The following is a 22,086-nucleotide window of genomic DNA, read 5'->3' on the forward strand; positions in this document are numbered from 1 at the left end:
TATCATTTATTTAATAACATCAAAAAATCAAGCAATATGAGCGAAAACCATCACGAAAACTACGAGAATATGACCGAAAGGCAAAAAAACCGCACCATCTGGAGCGTTATTACAGCCTCTTCTCTCGGCACTCTGATAGAATGGTATGATTTCTATATTTTTGGAAGCTTAGCCATTGTTCTGGCAACAAAATTCTTCCCTGCAGATAATCCTACCGCAGCATTTTTATCTACTCTGGCAACTTTTGCAGCAGGATTTGTGGTAAGACCTTTCGGAGCTTTGTTCTTCGGAAGATTGGGAGATATTATCGGACGAAAATATACTTTCCTGGTGACATTGCTGATCATGGGATTTTCAACTTTCCTGATCGGGTGTATTCCAAGTTATGAGACTATCGGGTTTTTAGCACCTGTTCTTGTTTTAATTTTAAGACTTCTTCAGGGACTTGCCCTTGGCGGTGAATATGGTGGTGCCGCGACTTATGTTGCCGAATATGCACAACCCCACAGAAGAGGCTACTGGACTTCCTGGATACAGACTACTGCAACGGCAGGACTTTTCATTTCCCTGATTGTGATTCTGCTTACCAAAACCTCGCTTTCGGCAGAAGAATTTGATCACTGGGGATGGAGGGTTCCTTTCTGGATTTCAATTCTTATGGTTGGGGTTTCTTATATCATCAGAAAAAACATGAAAGAATCTCCGCTTTTTGCGAAGGCTAAAAGCGAAGGAAAAACATCGAAAAATCCTTTAAAAGAGAGTTTCGGAAACAAGTATAATTTCAAATTCGTTCTTCTTGCCCTATTTGGAGCTGCTATGGGACAAGGGGTAATCTGGTACACCGGGCAGTTTTATGCGATGAGTTTCCTGCAGAAAGTAATGAATGTGGAATCTGCACAGGTTGACTCATTGATGGCAACAGCATTATTCCTGGGAACCCCCTTCTTTGTCTTCTTCGGATGGCTTTCTGATAAAATAGGAAGAAAAGCAGTAATGATGACGGGAATGCTGGTGGCCATATTAGCCTACCGCCCAATTTACGACAGTATGTTCAACAGTGTAAAGCTTGAAAGTAAAACGGTTGCCGCTAACGGCATCACAGAAAAAAGAACAGCTAAAATTCACGATAAAATTACCACAGACAGTCTCGTGACCTTCCATAAGAAAACCCTTTACACAGATGGAACTTTAATTAAAAAAGACAGTGTGGTTCACTGGTCGCCGACAGGTCCTGTAATGAAAGACGGAAAAGCGGAAGAACCTAAAGTATCACAGTCTCTGACATTGGCCGATAATACAAAATGGTATCTGATCTTCCTTGTATTTATCCAGGTGATATTTGTAACGATGGTTTACGGTCCAATCGCTGCTTTTCTTGTAGAGATGTTCCCGATAAGAATACGCTACACTTCTATGTCACTGCCTTACCATATAGGAAACGGGGTATTCGGAGGACTTCTTCCTGCTGTCGCCACTTATTTGGTAACTGTAGGCAAAGACGCAGGCCATCCGACGTGGTATCTTCAAGGGTTATGGTATCCGATAGGGGTTGCCGCCGTCTGCCTGATCATCGGATTATTTTATCTTAAAAATAAGAACAACAATATTCACGATTAGGTACTGAATCACTCAAATTTTTATTAATTTTAAATCTACTAAAATGAACGGACTAAAAAAAATATTAGGCATACTCTGGATCGCGATTGCACTGGTGGTGGGATATTTCGGAACCACGGTTTTAGGAATTCCCAAGATCACTTCGGGCAAGCAGGAAGATCTGGTATTCGGTATCATCATTTTATTCGTCCTGATGCCGATTATTTCCGGCGGACTGGCTGTTTTCGGCTATTATGCCCTGACCGGAGAATATTCTGACGAGAAACTTTAATTATAAAAATAAATGATAATTGATGAATGATAAGCATTAGACATCCGTTCATCAATTATCTTTATTCATGATCATTATGAAAAAAAGACACGAACAAAAACTGGTTATCCTAAGCATCGGGCTGATGATTGCTTTCAGCATTCCCTTTTCTCTGCTATTCAACAGTGAGAGGGAGGTTTTCGGGTATCCGATGATCCTTATTTACCTGTTCACAGTCTGGATGATTTCCATCATTATTTCTTTTGTAATTGTAAAAAGGTATGATGAGTAGTTTCGCATTATTTTTTGTGGTTTTGTTTTACCTCGCTCTTTTGTTCTTAGTTGCCCACCTGGCAGAGAAGAAGAAGAGCAAGCTTTGGATCAACAATCCTTACATTTATGCGCTGTCTCTTGCGGTGTACTGCACGGCATGGACGTACTACGGAAGCATTGGTGTTGCGGCTACCAGCGGACTTAATTATCTTCCGATTTATATTGGTCCTATTATGGTCATTCCGGCATGGATCTACATCAATACCCGGATCGTACGCATCGCAAGAATCAACAAAATAAGCAGCCTTGCAGATTTTATTTCTTTGAGATACGGCAACAGCAGAAGCTTCAGTGCTATTATTACAATAGTCTGCCTGCTCGCTATTGTTCCTTACATAGGGCTTCAGATCAAAGCCATTTCAGAAACCTTTCACCTGGTTACCGAAACATCGATATCCAATAACATTCTTACAGACAACGCAACATTTGTAGTCGTTCTCATCGCCTTATTTTCTTCTTATTACGGAACAAAATATGTGGATGCATCGGAAAAACGGCTAGGAATTATTTCAGCGATTGCCCTGGAGAGTTTTTTAAAACTTTTCTTCATTATTATCTTAGGTATTTTTGTTATCTATTTTGTATTTGACGGATTTTCTGACATTTACCAAAAGGCTAGCCAATTTGAAGATTTCAAAGAAAAAAACACCCTCAACGGTATTGAAGACGCTATGAACTGGATGGTATTGTGTATGATCTCTGCAACAGCCATCTGTATTTTACCGAGACAATTTCACACTGCCATTGTAGAGAACAGACAGGAAAAACATATTAAAACCGCTATCTGGTTTTTTCCTCTTTACCTTTTAATCTTCACTGTATTTATATTCCCGATCGCTTGGGGCGGAAGGCTTATTTTTGACGGCCAGAAAGTAAATCCGGAGTTCTACTCTATTCTGATTCCCCAGCATTTTGACAATACCCTGATTACGGTTTTTGTATTCCTGGGAGGACTGAGTTCGTGTATCTCCATGATCATTATTTCTGCGATCACCCTTTCGATTATGCTTTCCAACAACCTCATCATTCCTTACGGGCTGCTTGGAAAATTCAAGTCTGAAAATGAGGTTCAGAATACCCGAAATATTACCAATATCAGGAAGTTCAGTATTTTCGCACTAATCATTATGGCTTTTGTTTTCTATAAATATTTCATCCTGAGAACATCACTGGATTCTGTAGGTCTGATTTCTTTTGTAGTGATCGCCCAGCTTGCTCCTGCATTTTTTGGAGCTATTTTCTGGAGAAGAGGAAGCTACAAAGGGGCTGTCATAGGATTGCTTGCCGGACTTGCCGTATGTTACTTCGGATTGATCATTCCGCAGTATTATTTTTCTTACAATCAGGAATTTAAAGGTGTTTTGAGAGAGATGTATGATGCCTTTGGATTTTTCAGCATTCCTTACCTGAGCAGAATTTCTCAGATTTTCTTCTGGTCTTTACTGGTCAATACCGCTCTGTTTACCATTATTTCCGTGAGTGTTAAAGGAAATTACCGTGAGAGAAATTTTGCAGAACTGTATGTAGACATCGACAAATATATTCAGAACCATGAAAATGCCTTTATCTGGCGCGGAACTGCCTATGTTTCTGATATCAAGAATATTCTCGAAAGATTTTTAGGCAAGAATAAAACTGAACAGGCATTAAGAATCTTCAATTTAAAATATAATATTGACTCTCAGGCTGAAACCGCAGATTCAAGGTTTATCAAATTTTCAGAAAACCTTTTAGCCGGAAGAATAGGAACCGCTTCTGCCAAGATCCTGATTGAAGGAGTAACCAAAGAAGATAAAATTTCGTTAAAAGAGGTTTTAAATATTTTAGAGGAATCCAAAGAAAATATCACCCTCAATAAAAAACTTACGGAACAGTCTACAGAATTGCAGAAACTATCTGATGACCTCAGAAATGCCAACGAAAGCCTGATCATCAAAGACCGTCAGAAAGATGATTTTCTGGATTCCGTAGCGCATGAACTGAGAACACCGATCACCGCTATCCGTTCTGCAGGGGAGATTTTAGCTGATGATGATGATGATATTCCGCTGGAGATCAAAAAAGAGTTTTTAAATAATATTATAACAGAATCAGACAGGCTGAGCGAGATCATCAACGACATTCTTTATCTGGATAAACTTGAACATGGTGAAATTGCATTAAACATCAAGGAAAACAACATTCTTGAAACCTATAAAAAAGCAGTTAATCCCCTGCTCCATCTTATTCAGCAGAAAAATATCCATTTAAGTGAGGTCAATCTCCTGAATCAGTATATATTTGAGTATGACGAAGCAAGAATGATCCAACTTTTCCAGAATATTTTAGGAAATGCTCTGAAATTCACAGATGATCAGGGAACGATACAGACCAAGTTATCAGACAAAGACAATGAACTGATCATCAAAATTTTTAATACCGGAAGACATATTCCCGAAGAAGATCTGGAAATGATTTTTGATAAATTTTACCAGTCTAAAAACCAAAATATTATTAAACCTACCGGAAGCGGACTTGGATTGGCTATTTCCAAAAAGATAGTACAGGCCCACAAAGGAACCATAAAAGCTGAAAACAGCGGACTGGGCGTTACTTTCACCATCAATATACCTGAAAGAATACCCCAGGACAGTTAAAATGAAGTTGAACCCCTATAAAAATCTCCTATGAAAAAGATAATCATTGCAGATGATGAGCACAAAATATTAATGTCGCTGGAATACAGTTTTAAAAAGAACGGATATGACGTTTATATTGCCAGAGACGGAACCGAAGTTCTGGATTTTTTAAAAACCATGATCCCGGATGTTATCCTCCTCGATATCATGATGCCGAATCTGGATGGATACAGTACCCTGGAAATCATCAAACAGGACGAAAGACTTAAAAACACCAAAGTCCTTTTCCTCAGCGCCAAAAATAATCCGAAAGATATTGAGAAAGGCATTGAAATGGGAGCCGATGCTTATGTCACCAAGCCTTATTCTATCAAGAAGCTTATACAGCAGATCGAAGAAATGTTTGAATAAAAATAAGATTCAAAAACGAAAATTCAGAATAATCAGGAAAAAACGAAACACAGAATTGGCATGAATGCAGATCATTTATTTAAACAAAGCATAGACGATAAAGAGAATTTCTGGAAAGAACAGGCCCGGGAGATCCAATGGACTGAGTTCCCATCACAGATTCTTTCTCAGGATAAAAACAATTACCCGCAGTGGTTCGCAGACGGAAAACTCAACATGTGCCACCTGTGTATTGACCAGCATATTGAAGACGGTTTTGGAGAGCAAACCGCCATTGTATATGACTCTCCGGTAACCGGCCAGAAGAAAACCTATACATTCAGCCAGGCCAAAGAGGAAATCTCCAAATTTGCCGGAGGACTGGCTTCTTTAGGATTGCAGAAGGGAGATACTGCCGTGATCTATATGCCAATGATTCCGCAGACGCTATTTGCCATGCTGGCTTGTGCAAGAATCGGAGTGATTCACAATGTCGTTTTCGGAGGATTTGCCCCGCACGAGCTTGTAGTAAGAATAGACGACTGCAAGCCCAAAGCATTAATTACCGCTACCGCAGGAGTAGAAATCGCCAAAAGAATCCCTTATCTTCCCTTAGTAGAGAAAGCAATTGAACTGGCGCAGGATAAGGTGGATCACATTATTGTTTACAACAGAAAATTAGTGGATAACCGGCATGAAATGTTTGAAGGATTAATTGATTATGAGGAACTCGTTCACCAATCAGCTCCCGCAGACTGTGTACCGGTAGAATCCACTCACCCTTTATATCTTCTTTATACTTCTGGAACTACCGGCAAACCTAAAGGAATTGTCCGAGATACCGGAGGATATGCCACTGCCTTGAAATTCTCTATGAAATACATCTACGGTGTGGAACCCGGAGAAACCTATTGGGCAGCTTCCGATTTCGGATGGGCAGTTGGACATAGCTTCAGCATTTACGGACCTCTTATCAATAGAAATACTACCATTATTTTTGAAGGAAAACCTATCATGACACCTGATGCCGGAACTTTCTGGAGAATTATCTCGGAATATAAAGTATCAGCCATGTTTACCGCTCCTACCGCTATCAGAGCTATTAAAAAGGAAGACCCGGAAGGTGAACTGGTTAAAAAGTACGATCTGTCCTGCTTAAAAAAACAGTTTTTAGCCGGAGAACGATGTGATGTCGCTACCCTCGATTGGTTTGCAAAACATATCGGTGTACCTGCTATCGATCACTGGTGGCAGACAGAATCCGGATGGCCAATGCTTGGCTTAATGACTTTTGATGATCAGTACAAAATCAAAAGAGCTTCTGCCGGAAAGCCGATTCCCGGATATGACATCAAGATCTTTGACGATACCGGATTTGAACTTGATCCTCACCATGAAGGTTATCTCGTGATTAAACTTCCGCTTCCTCCTGGCGCCATGCTGGGAATCTGGAATGATTATGAACGCTTTCAGAATAGCTATCTATCACAGTACAATGGTTATTATTTTTCAGGTGACGGAGCGATCCGGGATGAAGACGGCTATATTTTCATCACCGGAAGAGTCGATGACGTGATTAATGTGGCCGGACACCGTCTTTCAACCTCAGAAATGGAGGAAATCGTTTCATCACATCCTGATGTAGCAGAATGCGCTGTAGTAGGAATAGATGACGATCTTAAGGGACAGATCCCTTTCGCCACGGTTGTTTTGAAAAATGGATCAAAGGTTTCCGAAGAACAGGTAGAAAAAGACATCATTCAGATGGTCCGTGAAAAGATTGGGGCTGTAGCATTTTTAAAAAATGCAATGGTTGTCAAACGATTACCCAAAACCCGTTCCGGAAAGATCCTGAGAAAACTGATCAGAACCCTGCTGGACGGAAAAGAATTCCAGATTCCGTCAACGATTGATGATGAAAAAATCATCGAGGAAATTCAGGAAAAAATCAAGGAATATAGGGGTTAAACGAAAAATTAAACATACATTTAATAGTAATAAAATTCAAATTTCAAAAAACGAAAGGATATGAGAAATTACTTAATAGAAGATCTGCCTCACTATTTTGAAGAGTACAAAAAGTCTATCAAAAATCCTAAAAAATTCTGGGACAAAGTTGCAGACCAGAATTTCGTGTGGTACCAGAGATGGAGTAAGGTCGTTAAGTACGATATGAACGAAGCTAAAATCACATGGTTTAAAAATGCAAAATTAAATATTACCAAGAACTGTCTGGACAGGCATCTTTCCATAAGAGGTGAAAAAACCGCTATCATCTGGGAGCCTAATGATCCGAAAGAGGAAGCTCAACATATCTCTTACAACGAATTATACACCCGTGTGAACAAAACCGCGAATGTTTTACGTGAAATGGGAATTGAAAAAGGAGACAGAGTATGCATTTACCTTCCTATGATCCCGGAATTGGCCATTACCATGTTGGCCTGCGCAAAATTAGGAGCTGTACATTCAGTGATTTTTGCAGGATTTTCCGCTTCAGCCGTATCATCCAGAGTGAATGACTGCGGTGCCAAAATGGTGATCACATCAGACGGAAGCTACAGAGGAAATAAAGTTCTGGACCTGAAAAGCATTGTAGATGAAGCCCTGGAAAAAACACCGAGCGTAGAATCTGTTCTTGTGGTGAAAAGAACCCACAACGAAATCAAAATGAAAGAAGACCGCGATTACTGCTTCACCGACCTGTATGAAAAAGCCTCCTCTGATTTTGTAACCGTAATCATGGATGCCGAAGACCCTCTTTTCATCCTTTACACCTCTGGGTCTACCGGAAAGCCAAAAGGAATGCTTCACACCTGTGCCGGCTATATGGTGTACACTGCTTACACCTTTAAAAACGTATTTAATTATAAAGAAAATGACATCTATTGGTGTACGGCAGACATTGGATGGATCACGGGACACTCCTATATCCTTTACGGACCACTTCTTAACGGTGCTACCACTGTAATTTTTGAAGGAGTACCTACTTACCCGGAACCGGATCGTTTTTGGGAAGTTATTGAAAAACATAAAGTCACCCAGTTCTACACTGCTCCTACCGCCATCCGTTCTTTAGCCAAAGAAAGCACAGAATGGGTAGACAAGCACGACCTGAGCACCCTGAAAGTTATAGGATCAGTTGGAGAGCCTATTAATGAAGAAGCCTGGCACTGGTTCAACGATCATGTCGGAAAGAAAAAGTGTCCTGTAGTAGATACCTGGTGGCAGACGGAAACCGGAGGAATCATGATCTCTCCTCTCCCATTTGTCACTCCTACAAAACCAACTTACGCCACCCTTCCACTTCCGGGAATTCAGCCGGTACTGATGGATGACAAACGCAATGAAATTACTGGAAATCAGGTTACCGGAAATCTATGCATCCGTTTTCCATGGCCGGGAATTGCCAGAACCATCTGGGGCGATCACCAAAGATATAAGGAAACCTATTTTACCGCATTTCCGGGCAAGTATTTCACAGGTGATGGTGCTTTAAGAGATGAAGTCGGATACTATAGAATTACCGGACGTGTAGATGACGTGATCATTGTTTCCGGGCATAATCTGGGAACCGCTCCTATTGAAGACAGCATCAATGAGCATCCGGCTGTTGCAGAATCTGCAATTGTAGGGTATCCTCACGATATTAAAGGAAATGCCCTGTACGGTTTTGTGATCTTAAAAGAAAGCGGAGAAGGCCGTGATAAGGAGAACCTTAAGAAGGAGATTAACCAATTAATCTCTGATCAGATCGGGCCTATTGCCAAGCTGGATAAAATACAGTTTGTTTCCGGACTTCCGAAAACGCGTTCAGGTAAGATTATGCGTAGAATCCTGAGAAAAATTGCGGAAGGAGATTTCAGCAACTTCGGGGATATTACCACTTTATTAAATCCTGAGATTGTGGAAGAGATTAAAAACGAAAGAATTTAATTTTTAAAATGATATTGAATGAAAACGGGCTCCGGTCCGTTTTTTTGTTTTTTACCATTTCCCACAGACTACTTTTTTATGATTGATTTATTTTTTATCGCTCGCAGATTGAGCAGATCTTTTGATTGATGTATTTTTTGTTGGAGTTTGCGCAAAGGCGCTATTTTTTACCTGCTTCATGGATATTAGGTCGCAAGATTTTATCTCCGATAAAATGCAATACCGTATAGCTTGCTGAAAATCTTCGATTTTCTTGCGCCTTAAAAGCAGCATAACAGACCAAAACCCTTGCGTCCTTTAGCGTTTTCCAACATTCATTTCAGTTTCCCACTGATTACACAGATTTTTTTAATTCAGCGTATTAGTTGATTGGAAAAATGGTATAGGTCTTGAAAACCAACAACGTTTGAATTTATTACGCAAACACCTGCTCATCTGCGATGAGAATTTTTACACTTTAAAAATCTGTAAAGCATTGATATTAAACTAACTTTTCAACAATATTTAAAAAAATAAATTGAATTTGTAAATAAAATCCAAACGATTCGTTAAAAATATTATTTTTGACAACCATGAAATATATCCTGACTACTGCTGCCGCTCTGACATTCCTACTTTCCTGCAATAAAGAGAAACAAACTGCGAAGAAAATTACAAAGATCTTTGAAGCTGATTATTGCTATAAGCAGATGATGATCAATGACAGTCTTCCTCCTAAAATATCCTATCTGAATACAACAGCCTTCAGAGAGAAAATAGAAAAAGAGAACCTGAAGCCATTTTATACTGCAGACCTTAATCATGACGGGATAGATGATTATGTGGTTAATATTCAACAGAAAAAGGAATATAGAGGCAAGGAAATAGCGATTAATGTTTTCCCTCTTAATCGTTGTGACGGAATGGGAAATATCGCCATAGCTCTGAGTCAAAAATCAGGAAAGTACAGAATATTCAATCCTTACAAGGAGATGAATGAAGAACCTATTGCCGCAAAGATTTCTCCGGACGGAAAGTTCATACATGTTTTAAGGGTTAAATATACCCCATCAAGAAATGTTGATTATAAAGAATTCTATGAAACGGATATTTTAACGGTTAAAAACAATGTTACTACGGAATATATCAAAACACCTCAAAAACATACCATTAATGAGGTTAAAATAGAGCTTCACGGACAATTTCTCATGACGCTGGATTTTAAAGAGAAAAAAATGTACCTGGACCATACCCGACTCAATAAACTGGATGCAGAAAAGACCTACTTCAAAAAAATGTCAAAAGAAGATGAAGAACAGCTTCTGATGCTTCTGAATGATATGGATTTTACCAATATTGACAATTCAGAAAACACTCCGGTTAAAAACGTTGGAAACTATTTCCTTGATATCAACTACGACCAGAACCAGAATAAAGAGATCTGGAACTATGGCAAAAACGGAGGACTGAGAACGATGAACTTTTATGACCAGATTATACTCTATATCTATCAGTTTGGATGGACGGAATACGAATATATGAATGATTAAAAGAAAATATTTCATCTGGAAGACTACAATTTAAACACCTGTTCAATAGATATTATCAAATATTTTAACATTATTTTATAGATAAAACAATAAATTTCAAATTTTATTGAAATTTAAACAACAATATCGGAAAATATTTATTACCTTTAAGTACAATTTAAAAACTATTGCTTATGTCAAATATATTAGCTGGGGTATTTGCACATCACAGCGATTACAAAAAGCTTGAAGCCGATCTGGAGAATTCAGGATTTGGAGATTCAGATTACATCATATACTTAAACAGCGGTTCTGAACACGCTCAATATCTGGCGAGTGTTGCGGTAAAAGATAATAACCAAACTGATAATGCCCGAAATGTTTTCAGCGAAAATTCAGTAATGAAAACTTATTTGCTCGAGAATATGAGTATTGAGCAGGCTAACTATGATCATATTAAAAGATTCATTGACGCCAGAAGCAGAGCCGAAATCCATAACAGCCCTGATGTGAAGATAAAGGCATCAAGCAGCGGCATGGACTCAGAAGTGAAATTCTGACACAAACATAAAACCTAATAACCGTAATCCGCAGAGCGTTCTGCGGATTTTTTATGTTTGAAAAGTTTAAAAAATTTCGTATTTTCGTTTAAATATAGGCATTAACACAAATGAGTTACGATTTAGAACAGGAAAACAAAGAGATCCTTGCCCGTTATAAGGATCTGATTTCTAACACATACAGAACACTGGATGAAGAAAATAATAAGCTCATCCGGAAGGCATTCGATATTGCGCTGGATGCCCACAAGGACCAAAGGAGAAAATCCGGGGAACCTTATATCTACCATCCTATTGCGGTTGCTAAAATTGTAGCGACTGAGATCGGTCTTGGAGCTACTTCCATTGCCTGTGCCCTTTTGCATGACGTTATTGAAGATTCAGACTACACCTATGAAGATCTGAAAAAAATTTTTGGAGAAAAGATCGCCAACATTGTGAACGGGCTCACGAAGATCTCCATTATGAATCATCAGAATATTTCTGTACAGTCTGAAAATTACAGAAAGCTGCTTCTGACGTTGTCTGAGGATTTCAGAGTGATCCTGATCAAAATTGCAGACCGCCTTCACAATATGCGTACGCTGGAAAGTATGGCTCCGGACAAGCAGAAAAAAATTGCTTCCGAAACGGTTTATATTTATGCTCCGATGGCACACCGCCTTGGATTGTACAACATAAAATCTGAGCTGGAAGATCTTTCTTTAAAGTATAACAGTCCTGAGGTTTACAATGAGATCACCGAAAAACTAGAACTTGCCAAAGAAAGCCGTGAACGCTATATTGAAGAATTTAAAACAGAAGTTTCAGAAAGATTAAAAGAAGAAGGATTAAACTTTACGATTAAAGGCCGTGCAAAAGCCATTTCCTCCATTTACAGGAAAATGCTGAAACAAGGCGTTTCTTTTGAGGAAGTCTTTGATAACTATGCCATAAGGATCATCTATAAATCGGATGCGAAAAATGAAAAGTTCCTGGCCTGGAAAATTTACTCTATTGTAACAGATGTCTACCACAGTAATCCTTCAAGGATGCGGGACTGGATTACACAGCCACGCTCTACAGGATATGAAAGTCTCCATTTAACAGTTCTCGGGCCGGACAAAAAATGGATCGAGGTTCAGATACGTTCTGAAAGAATGGACGAAATTGCTGAAAAAGGTGTTGCCGCCCATTATAAATACAAAGAAGGCTATAAACAAAGCACAGACGACCGGAATTTCGAAAAATGGGTGACCGAAATCCGTGAAGTTCTTGAACAGCAGCAGAACCTTTCCACATCTGAACTTTTAGATAATATTAAACTTAATTTATATGCGAAGGAAGTATTTGTATTTACCCCAAAAGGTGAGATCAAAATCCTTCCGACCAATGCAACAGCACTGGATTTTGCATTTGCAGTCCATTCCGACCTTGGAATGAAATGCCTGGGAGCCAAGATCAATGGAAAGCTGGTCCCTATTTCATACACCCTTCAAAACGGAGATCAGGTAGATATCCTTTCTTCCCAGAACCAGAAGCCTAAATCTGACTGGCTGGAATTTGTAGTCACTTCGAAGGCTAAGTCGAAGATCAAAAGCTACCTGAATTCCCAGAAAAACCAGTTGGTAGAGGACGGAAAAGAAATACTTCAACGAAAACTTCGTCACGCTAAAATTAACTTCAACGATGAAGAGATCAATAAACTTCAGAAGTTTTTCAATTTAAAATCATCTCAGGAACTGTTCCTTAAATTTCAGAGCAACGAGCTGGATGCAAGCAGTTTAAGAAAATATATTGAAAGTAAAAATGTATTCAATAATTTACTTTCAAGATTCAGAAAATCACCGTCCAAAAATCTATATTTCGAAGAACCGAAAGAACAGAATCTTGACATGATCGTTTTCGGGAAAGATGAAGAGAAGCTGAACTATAGCTATGCTAAATGTTGTACTGTAATTCCGGGAGATAAGATCTTCGGATTTATTACAATCTCCGACGGGATCAAGGTTCACAGTGATAACTGCCCGAATGCCATCAACCTGAGAGCCCAATATGATTACCGGGTGATCCCTGCCAAATGGGTGAATGCGGAAAGCTTTAAAAACAGGGTTAAGATCGAAATTGAAGGTCTTGACAGAATGGGTATGATTAATGATATTACCGCCGTAATCAGCGGAAGTATGGGAATGGACATGAAGAGTATGTCTATAGAATCCAACAACGGTGTTTTCACCGGAAATATTAACCTTGAGGTGAAGAACAAAGGACAGCTCGAGGAAACATTTAAAAAACTTAAAGACATCGACGGAGTTTCAAGAGTGAGACGACTACAATCTTAGACATGAATTTAACTCTCTATTTTAAAAAATTTTTCAGCAGCAACCAGTCATCAGGAATCATCCTTATTTTCTGTGTGCTCATTTCACTACTTATTGCCAATTCATCTGCAGGAGAAGCCTTTCAGCATTTCCTGGATAAGGAAGTCGGCACTCACCTTTTCCATCTGACCTACCCTGTCAGCATCTGGATCAATGACGGACTTATGGCTGTCTTTTTCCTTCTGGTAGGGCTTGAAATTAAGAGAGAACTGGTAGAAGGTGAACTTTCCTCCTTTAAAAATGCGTCGCTTCCTATTTTTGCAGCGGTGGGCGGAATGCTGGTTCCTGCAGTGATCTACAGTCTTTTCAACAGCGGAACAGAATATGGCAGCGGCTGGGGAATCCCTATGGCAACAGATATTGCTTTCTCTCTGGCCATTATTTCCATGTTGGGGAAAAAGATCCCGAACTCTATTAAAATATTTCTGGCAGCATTAGCCATTGTAGATGATTTAGGGGCTATTCTGGTGATTGCTATATTTTATACAGAACAGATTCACTGGACCTACCTTTTATTATCTTTCGGAACGGCAGCCCTTCTGTTTGTTCTTAATTTCCTGAAAGTTACCCGTCTTGTTTTTTATATCATCCCGGGGCTTTTTCTGTGGTATTTCCTTCATCATTCAGGAATTCATGCGACGATAGCGGGTGTTCTGCTGGCGTTTTCTATTCCAACAAACGCCTCGAATGTAGAAATATCACCATTGGAAAAACTTGAGCATAAACTTCATTTTCCGGTAAGCTTCCTGATTATGCCAATCTTTGCTTTAACCAATACCAATATTGCTTTCTCAAAAGAAATGGTGGAAGGAGTTACAAGTACATTAGGTCTGGGAATCATTTGTGGACTCGTATTAGGAAAATTACTTGGAATTAACCTCTTTTCCCTTATCGCCATCAAATTAAAACTGAGTTCACTGCCACAAAACAGTAACTGGTTACAAATGATTGGAGTAGGTTTGCTGGCAGGAATTGGATTTACCATGTCGATTTTCATTGCCCTTCTTTCCTTTAAAGACGATATTGCGATTCAGGATGAAGCCAAATTCGCCATTTTGATTGCATCTTTCTTAGCAGCTGTAACCGGCTTTGTGATTCTGAGCATGAGTTCTAAAAAAGATCCGGAAGCCATAGAAGATTAATATTCTTTCTTCTCTTCCAGTTTTCTGCGGTGTTCCTCGTCACTTTCCAGGTTGGGTTCAGTAACAGCAGCATGATAATGAACAGCTTCTTTCTGAATTTCATCGGAGAGCAGTTTTTCTATTCTCAATCTTCTGAGGGCCATATTCAATTCATTCCCGAACAGAAGCAGATACACGTTGACATTTACCCAGACCATTAGCAGAATCATACTTCCGATGGAGCCGTAAAGTACGTTATACCGGGCAATATCTTTTACATAGATGGCAAAGATATAAGTGGTCAGGACAAACAAAACGGTGGTTAAAATAGCTCCGGGAACAGCCTGCCTGAATCTTGCAATTTTAACTGTTCCCAGCCAGTAAAACAAGGTCAACAGGATAAAGTAAAACAGCGGAAAAGAAACAAATCCTATAATTTTGGTAAGGTTATTCACCAGCCACGAGATATCATAAGCAGGAGTGAAAGGTTTTATAACGACTTCCGCATAATACACCCCGAAAAGAGCCAGAAATACAATAACAATAAAGCCGATCGTGATAAAAAACGAAAGAATAAATTCTTTTACATCACTGAGTTTTTCCTCTGTATTTTCATTGAACCCGTTGATGAGGGAAAAAGTTCCGTTCGTTGCAAAGAGCAGAGCCAGCACAATGGTAAGGTTGCTGATTCCTTTCATATTCGGAATAATATTTTTCTCAATATATCCGCGTATATCTCCTTCCATATTGGATGGAAACACATTATGCATGAGTACTTCAAAAATATAGAACTGCAGCTTGTCATAATGCGGCATATAGGGTAATACAGACAGTAGGAAGAGAATAAACGGAAATAAACTGATGGTAAAACTCCAGGAAATCGCAGCGGCTTTTCTTCCGATCTTTCCTTTAAAAATCCCCGAAATATAAATCTGGAACATCTGCCACAACGATATTCCCAGAACAGGAATATGTATATTGTCAAAAAATTCCTGAATCTTCAGGACAAATCTTGGAACTTTTATACTCATCTATTTGTTTTAAGGTTCACTTTACAATAAAGCTGTTTAAACTTTTTTATTAAACCATAAAAGTCACAAAAGTTTTATTTTAAACACTTTAGTGATTTTTAAGTTTAAATACCTTTGCGTATAGAAGTTCACATAAGCCTTTAAAAATCTTTGATTTTTATTCTCTTGAGAACTTTTATCATATCTAATATCCGTGCAAATAGCTTTTGTGCCTTTGTGGTTAAGTTAAAACAGACTTAATCAATAAAAATCCGGGTTTCAACAGAATAAGCGGATATTATTTTAAAGATTTTCAATAAGTCTTCCCACAAATATAAACATTTTCTCCGTCCTTTATTCCCGGTTGGGATTGACCAATCTGTATTTATTTTTAAGAATAGATACACTCAAACGATTCTAAAGGAGAATATATTGTGTGAATGCCATTTAACCTCAGTTCAGGATAAGAATTTTTGATTTATAGAGCTGAGAAGCTGGGAGCTGGAAGAGGGCGGTTATGAAGGTCATCAATAATAGATTACCATCTTTTTTAGCTAATTTGATTTTACAGGGGTTTCACAGTATCTATAACTAAAAGTAACTTCCAGCCTCCTTCTTCCATCTTTCAACCTTTTATATTTAAAATTCAGATTATTTAAAGATTCAAAAATTAAAAGATTCTTAGAACCGGGAGAGTTTTCGCGATTAAAAGAAGCCGTCTTTTTTTCAGTTTTAAAAAATGGTATCTTTGCATTTTGAAACCTTTTATATGCGAATCGGCTTACTTTGTATCGGAAAAACAGACGATAAAGAAATCACTTCTCTGATCAGCTATTATCTTACCCGCCTTCCCAAACACTGGAATTTCGAGATTACTGAGATTCCTGATGTTAAAAATGCCAAAAACCTGTCTCCCGATCTTCTGAAAAAAGAAGAAACTAAACTTTTTCTCAATCATATTGATAAGACCGATCTGGTTATTATGCTTGATGAAAAGGGAAAACAATTTACGAGCCGTGAATTCGCCCAGAAAATTGATACCTGGATGAATTCTTCCGTTAAAAAAGTACATATTCTTATTGGAGGTGCCTATGGCTTTTCAGACGAAATGTACAACAGAGCTAATGAAAAGATGTCTTTGTCTAAAATGACCTTTACCCATCAGATGATCCGGCTTTTTATTGTAGAGCAGATTTACCGTGCAGATCAGATTCTGCAGGGAAAACCTTATCACAATGACTAAAATGATCCTTTTTAATTGTATTTGTTAAAGCTCAGTATCATTTCAAATTAATCTGTCTTTTTGCTTCTCCCACTACAAAAGCAACAGAATTGGCAATATTAAAACTTCTGATTAATTTTGACATCGGGATCGTTAAGTGATTGTCAAAACGGTCCAGAATTTCTTTGCTTAGCCCAACGCTTTCCTTTCCAAAAACCAGCCAGTCACCATCCTGAAAGTCATTTTCAAGATAAGATTTTTCTGCGTGTGAACTCATGAGGAAAACCCGTGAAAGGTCCGGAACATTTTTTACCCATTCTTCAATATCTGAATACTCAGTTACATCAAGATGAACCCAGTAATCCAAGCCGGAGCGCTTCAGGTTTTTATCATTAATCACAAATCCAAAAGGATGAATTAAATGTAATCTGCTTTCAGTACCTACACATAATCTTCCGATATTCCCTGTATTATTAGGAATTTCCGGTTCTACAAGAACAATATTTAACATTTAATCTTTTTTTATTGACTGCTCTATTTAGCTTTAGCGGCTAAAAAGTCTCTTCTATTTAAGGGTTATTAATAATAGTTTGGATATGATCTTTATTTCTTTGCGCATTTAGTATAATACTCTGCCAAAACAGCTTTTTCATATCCTAGGCTGACTGCTTTATCCAGATTATCACAAGCCTCTTTAGGTTTTGAAGTATCAAATAAGACAAGTGCTTTGCTTACATAAGACTGGGCAAATTTCGGATCTATAGAAATGGCTTTATTAGCATCTGCCAGACTTTCTTTATACTTTTTCATCTTGAAATAAGTATCTGCCCTGCCATTATACAAAAGGGATTCAGGTTTCTCGGAGATCAACTGGTTGTAATCTTTCAAAGCACCTTCAAAATCACCATTGTTTTTTTTAAGATTGGCCAGTCCTGTTTTTGCAAAAATATTATCAGGAGCAAAGGTTAAAATCTGTTTAAGATCATTAAGTGCAAGATCTTTTTTACCCTGACTGTCATAGATTTTGGAACGGGTGAGATAAAACTCAGGATTTTCAGGCTCTATTTTAAGTCCTGTAGCAATATATTCCAATGCTTTGGCTTTACTGCCTTTCTGGCTGTGCAGTGAAGCGAGGTTGGCATATACAGATCCAGACATCGGATTGGCTTTCAATGCAGATTCATAAGACCTGAAAGCAGCTGTTATTTTCCCCTGTCTTCTCTGCGCTGTTCCCAGATTGTTGTAGTATTCAGACTGAAATTTCTGGATCTGTTCTTTTTCTGCAAGTTTGGAATATTGTTCTTCAGCACATTTATAATCTGCTTTTTTAAAACATTCCTCAGCTGTTTTTTTATCCTGTCCGTAAAGATAGAATGAGGTGCACATCAGTGCAGCAAGTAATAAAGATTTTTTCATTCGGATATCGTTTGTTTGTTAATCACTTTTTTGGCGAGTGCACCAAATATCACTCCCAATAAAGATCCAACAAACGCCCCCACCAAAATATCTATCGGGAAATGCACTCCTAAATAAATCCGGCTGTAGGAAACTACTATAGCCCATACAAATATAGCATATGGAAACCAATTGAGTTTCTTTTTTAATAAAATACTTAAATAAGATGCCAAAAAGAAGGTATTGGAAGCATGGGCTGAGTAAAACCCGTACTGTCCTCCGCATTTCACAATCCTCATATAATGTTCCAGAGAAGGATCATGACACGGCCTAAGTCTTGCTACCCCATATTTGAAAACACTGGCAAGCTGATCAGAAACAATAGCGCCCAATGCGATGAATATCAGAACAAAAACTAAAGATTTTAGCTTGTAGTTTTTATATAAAAAATAAAGAAATATAATGTAGAGCGGTACCCAGATCCAGGTACTTGAAATCAGCATCCAAAGCTGATCAAAAGAAGGATCTCCCAAATTGTTAAGGAATAAGAAAACCTTTTTATCTTCCTGAATGATCTCCTCCATACATTATCTGCTTACCGGCCCTTCGTAGGTTTCATCATCGGCAGGCTTTGGTTTTGGAGGTTCATTATTAGATGTAGAAGACGGTTCTGTAAGAATATCCTTTTCAATATCTTTCATGGGATTGAAATCTTTGGCAGCGTCTTTTACCTTCTCAATTTCACGCTTAATCTCAGAAACAGGATTATCTGTTTCTTTCATGATCTCAGTTTTGATGTCTTCCACTGCACCACGCATTTTTCTTACACCTGCTCCCAAGTCACGTGCTATCTGAGGAAGTTTATCCGGGCCGAATAATACAACAATCGCCACCGCGATCAATGCCATTTCTCCAATGCTTAATTCCATGCTGTAAAATTACGAAAGTTTATACACTTATTTACGGTAAACCATAATTTTAAAAAAATTTTAAGATTTGAAAAGCTGGAAGATGTAAAAAGGAAACTGGAAGTTGGTTTAAGTTATTAGTATCAACAGTCGTTATGTAATTTCATTATCTTAAAAATATAAAAACAGATCAACACTTATTATTGATGACTTTCATAACTTCCTTCTTCCATCTCCCAGCTTCAAAATTATCTTAGAAATTCTTATCCTGAACTAAAGTTATATTAATGAAAATTAATTCAAAATGTAGAGAATTAAATAGTTTTTTCATTATCTTTATTACACACAAAATCAAATATATAATTTATGAAAAAACTACTTATTCCCTTCAGGGTTTTTACCATAGTATTGGTAATGGTCCTTACAGGCTGTCAGAACGAAAGCAGCGAAATAGTACAGGAAAATCCGGCTGTAAAAGTAACCACAGCAGATCTGAAAAAAGAAATGAGTACGGGATCTCAAACCATTTCTGAAAATGTTCAGGTACAATTGAATGATTCGAAGAAAAGCCTTGAAAAATACTTAAACAATGATCTTCAGATCACCGGAACAACTGTTTTAGGAAAACTCTCAACACAAAAAGGTCTCGAAATTTCTCAGAATTTAATTTCAGATAAGGATCAGTTTACTGCTGAAGGAAATATTCTTTATCCCGAGACCATGAAGATAGGAAAAATTGGAAGTCTGTATTCCGGGGACAATCTGACTGAAGCTCAGAAAGGATTAAAGGAAACAGCAGCAGAACAGATTAAAATAGGAACTGAAGTTATTGAAGTTTCCTGGAATTATAAAGGCGAAACATTCAATTCATTATGCTTTTATAACGAATCCGGCATCATCTGGGACAATGTATTTGCCGGCCTTATCATCATGGATAAAAGGGGAACTACAGAAATTTCCCCATCAGATAATCAGGCGAAAGTAGCGTCCAAATGGTATAAAGAATGGTGGACGGCAAGCTGGCTTTGGGGCTCTAAAAGAGGAGAAACAGGATACCAGATCACCATTTATTATTCCGGCTCAACTGTTTCTAATGTTGATGTGACAGACTGGGGCTATATCAGCTTAGGAAAAGCAAAAAGCGAAAGTAAAGTAACAAAAAGAACTGGGACATACGGGCAGTGCAGATTTGCTCTTGGACTATGTACTCCTACAGGTTCTTTAAGTTTTAATGCCAGTAATTTTTCGGTATCATTCTCAGGATTGGGAAGCAACTTAGTTCATAACGGAACAAAATCACTTTATCCATAGTTTATCAATTCATTATTATATTTTCATTAAAGACGGGGATGCTCAATTGAACTTCCCCGTTTTTATATCAGGATTTTAATAAGATCACTATATTAAAAAATCTTTTATTTACACTCTTTAACCAGCTCCGTTTTACAGCTTAATCTTTGGTTTTTTCTTAAAAGCATAATACGTAATAACCACACTTATTGCCATTAAAACAAAAGCCAACAGAAACGGTGCTCCCGCGAATTTAATCTGTGCATCATCTCTTGTAAAATAATGGAAGAGACTGGTCATTAGGACAGGTCCTATAATAGATGTTGCACTCATCAGACTTGTTAAAGCTCCCTGAAGTTCCCCTTGTTCGTGGGAAGAGACACTTTTTGAAATCATCGATTGAAGTGCGGGCCCGCAAATTCCTCCCAAACAGTAAGGGACAAGAATCACAAACATCATCCAGCCCTGAGTGGCAAAGGCAAATAAAAACATTCCTATAGCGTAGAGTATCAACCCGTAATAAATACTTTTCTGTTCTCCCAGCCTTGGCGTTGTCCATCGTATAAGAAGCCCCTGAACCAAACCAACCAGAAGGCCTACTACTCCTAATGAAATTCCTACCATTCTGGTATCCCATTTGAACTGGAACATGGTAAAGAAATTCCAGTTGCTCTGTACGGCATGCCCTGCGATATAAATTAAAATAAGCGCTACAATCAATCCTGAAATTTCCGGGTGTTTTCTTAAAAATTTAAATGAACCTATTGGATTAGCTCTTTTCCAGTCGAATTCTCGTCTTTTGTCTTTATCCAAACTTTCAGGTAGGATAAAGTATCCGTACAGGAAGTTCAGAAGGCAGAGAACTGCTGCTGCATAAAAAGGAACCCTCGCTCCGTAATGTCCTAAAAAGCCTCCCAATACAGGCCCTATAATAAACCCCAGTCCAAAGGCAGCTCCAATCAGTCCAAAATTCTTAGCCCTGTCCTCATCAGTAGAAACATCTGCAATATAAGCACTGGCCGTGGTAATACTGGCTCCCGTAATTCCTGCGATGACACGTCCCACAAACAGCCACCAGATGGTTGGAGCAAGTGCCAGGAAAATATAATCTACAGCAAATCCGAAAAGTGAGATCAGAATAACAGGTCTTCGCCCGTATTTATCACTAAGGTTACCCACAATTGGGGAAAATACAAACTGGGTAAAAGCATAGGCAAAACCAAGCCAGCCACTATATTTTGCAGCTTCACTGATATTGGCATGAATAAGCTCCTCAATCAGCTTTGGAACTACAGGAATAATAATTCCCCATCCTGTAATATCAATCAGTAAGGTTATAAATATAAAGCCAATGGCCGCTTTTTTCTTTGAATTTTCCATAATTTGCAAAATTAATCAAAACATGAAAAATAATGGTTCTAAATTAGTTGTATAACTGAAAATTTAATATTCAGCCTGAGTAATTGGCTTGAAGCTGGAAGAAAGAAGCTGGAAGTTACTTTCAGTTGTACTTGGTAACAATGCCATATAATTAAAACCGCTTTAAAATCCTGAACTGATATTATTCA

General features: G+C 38.2%; 18 protein-coding genes and 1 pseudogene. 13 read left to right on the plus strand and 6 right to left on the minus strand.

The features are described 5' to 3' along the window. The first annotated feature begins 36 nt into the window (after positions 1-36). From J2Y40_RS05375 to nhaA, 11 genes and pseudogenes are all read left to right on the plus strand, one after another. Positions 37-1,617, plus strand: coding sequence for an MFS transporter (locus J2Y40_RS05375; protein ID WP_309997622.1), 1,581 nt, complete (start codon positions 37-39; stop codon positions 1,615-1,617). 43 nt (positions 1,618-1,660) lie between these two features. Continuing rightward, positions 1,661-1,888 carry a DUF6814 family protein gene (locus J2Y40_RS05380; RefSeq protein WP_062697234.1) on the plus strand — a complete coding sequence of 76 codons (228 nt, stop codon included), beginning with the start codon at positions 1,661-1,663 and terminating at the stop codon, positions 1,886-1,888. A gap of 76 nt (positions 1,889-1,964) precedes the next feature. Continuing rightward, positions 1,965-2,159 carry a hypothetical protein gene (locus J2Y40_RS05385; RefSeq protein ID WP_153391356.1) on the plus strand — a complete coding sequence of 65 codons (195 nt, stop codon included), beginning with the start codon at positions 1,965-1,967 and terminating at the stop codon, positions 2,157-2,159. Continuing rightward, positions 2,152-4,836: an ATP-binding protein gene (locus tag J2Y40_RS05390; protein ID WP_309998587.1), complete on the plus strand. Its 2,685-nt coding sequence runs from the start codon at positions 2,152-2,154 to the stop codon at positions 4,834-4,836. Before J2Y40_RS05385 ends, J2Y40_RS05390 begins: the two co-directional genes overlap by 8 nt. A gap of 30 nt (positions 4,837-4,866) precedes the next feature. Further along, entirely contained in the window at positions 4,867-5,229 is a 363-nt protein-coding gene (locus J2Y40_RS05395) for a response regulator transcription factor (RefSeq protein WP_153391352.1), read from the plus strand. A gap of 60 nt (positions 5,230-5,289) precedes the next feature. Continuing rightward, the gene (locus J2Y40_RS05400) at positions 5,290-7,176 is read left to right on the plus strand and encodes an AMP-binding protein (RefSeq protein WP_153391350.1); all 1,887 of its coding nucleotides are present in this window, start codon (positions 5,290-5,292) and stop codon (positions 7,174-7,176) included. Positions 7,177-7,230: 54 nt separating this feature from the next. Beyond that, positions 7,231-9,144: pseudogene (acs, locus tag J2Y40_RS05405) on the plus strand (acetate--CoA ligase); the annotation flags it as partial. A gap of 563 nt (positions 9,145-9,707) precedes the next feature. Continuing rightward, positions 9,708-10,673, plus strand: coding sequence for a hypothetical protein (locus J2Y40_RS05410; RefSeq protein ID WP_309997628.1), 966 nt, complete (start codon positions 9,708-9,710; stop codon positions 10,671-10,673). Positions 10,674-10,846: 173 nt separating this feature from the next. Then, complete coding sequence (locus tag J2Y40_RS05415) at positions 10,847-11,212, plus strand: hypothetical protein (protein ID WP_153391344.1); 366 nt, start codon at positions 10,847-10,849, stop codon at positions 11,210-11,212. A gap of 110 nt (positions 11,213-11,322) precedes the next feature. Continuing rightward, entirely contained in the window at positions 11,323-13,533 is a 2,211-nt protein-coding gene (locus J2Y40_RS05420) for a RelA/SpoT family protein (RefSeq protein ID WP_309997631.1), read from the plus strand. 2 nt (positions 13,534-13,535) lie between these two features. Continuing rightward, positions 13,536-14,714, plus strand: coding sequence for a Na+/H+ antiporter NhaA (gene nhaA, locus J2Y40_RS05425; RefSeq protein ID WP_153391340.1), 1,179 nt, complete (start codon positions 13,536-13,538; stop codon positions 14,712-14,714). On the opposite strand, the gene J2Y40_RS05430 is transcribed toward nhaA, so the two are convergent. Then, complete coding sequence (locus J2Y40_RS05430; RefSeq protein WP_153391338.1) at positions 14,711-15,724, minus strand: YihY/virulence factor BrkB family protein; 1,014 nt, start codon at positions 15,722-15,724, stop codon at positions 14,711-14,713. The genes nhaA and J2Y40_RS05430 overlap by 4 nt on opposite strands. Before the next feature lie 748 nt (positions 15,725-16,472). On the opposite strand from J2Y40_RS05430, the gene J2Y40_RS05435 reads away from it, so the two are divergent. Next, positions 16,473-16,946 carry a 23S rRNA (pseudouridine(1915)-N(3))-methyltransferase RlmH gene (locus J2Y40_RS05435; RefSeq protein WP_153391336.1) on the plus strand — a complete coding sequence of 158 codons (474 nt, stop codon included), beginning with the start codon at positions 16,473-16,475 and terminating at the stop codon, positions 16,944-16,946. A gap of 37 nt (positions 16,947-16,983) precedes the next feature. On the opposite strand, the gene J2Y40_RS05440 is transcribed toward J2Y40_RS05435, so the two are convergent. The 4 genes from J2Y40_RS05440 to J2Y40_RS05455 all read right to left on the minus strand — a co-directional run bounded on the left by J2Y40_RS05440 (position 16,984) and on the right by J2Y40_RS05455 (position 19,249). Continuing rightward, positions 16,984-17,436 carry a tRNA (cytidine(34)-2'-O)-methyltransferase gene (locus J2Y40_RS05440; RefSeq protein ID WP_153391334.1) on the minus strand — a complete coding sequence of 151 codons (453 nt, stop codon included), beginning with the start codon at positions 17,434-17,436 and terminating at the stop codon, positions 16,984-16,986. A gap of 92 nt (positions 17,437-17,528) precedes the next feature. After that, a complete protein-coding gene (locus tag J2Y40_RS05445; protein WP_309997635.1) occupies positions 17,529-18,341 on the minus strand; it encodes a tetratricopeptide repeat protein in 813 nt (270 codons plus the stop codon). Further along, on the minus strand, positions 18,338-18,904 hold the full coding sequence (locus J2Y40_RS05450) for a phosphatase PAP2 family protein (RefSeq protein WP_309997637.1): 567 nt from the start codon (positions 18,902-18,904) through the stop codon (positions 18,338-18,340). Before J2Y40_RS05450 ends, J2Y40_RS05445 begins: the two co-directional genes overlap by 4 nt. Before the next feature lie 3 nt (positions 18,905-18,907). Continuing rightward, the gene (locus tag J2Y40_RS05455) at positions 18,908-19,249 is read right to left on the minus strand and encodes a twin-arginine translocase TatA/TatE family subunit (protein ID WP_153391328.1); all 342 of its coding nucleotides are present in this window, start codon (positions 19,247-19,249) and stop codon (positions 18,908-18,910) included. 345 nt (positions 19,250-19,594) lie between these two features. Here J2Y40_RS05455 and J2Y40_RS05460 point away from each other — a divergent pair, with 345 nt between their 5' ends. Beyond that, positions 19,595-20,539: a hypothetical protein gene (locus J2Y40_RS05460; protein ID WP_153391326.1), complete on the plus strand. Its 945-nt coding sequence runs from the start codon at positions 19,595-19,597 to the stop codon at positions 20,537-20,539. A 132-nt stretch (positions 20,540-20,671) separates the two neighbouring features. On the opposite strand, the gene J2Y40_RS05465 is transcribed toward J2Y40_RS05460, so the two are convergent. After that, complete coding sequence (locus tag J2Y40_RS05465; protein ID WP_153391324.1) at positions 20,672-21,898, minus strand: TCR/Tet family MFS transporter; 1,227 nt, start codon at positions 21,896-21,898, stop codon at positions 20,672-20,674. Positions 21,899-22,086: the final 188 nt, after the last annotated feature.

It is taken from the genome of Chryseobacterium sp. 2987 (genome assembly GCF_031456375.1).
GTDB classification, from domain to species: Bacteria; Bacteroidota; Bacteroidia; order Flavobacteriales; family Weeksellaceae; genus Chryseobacterium; species Chryseobacterium vaccae.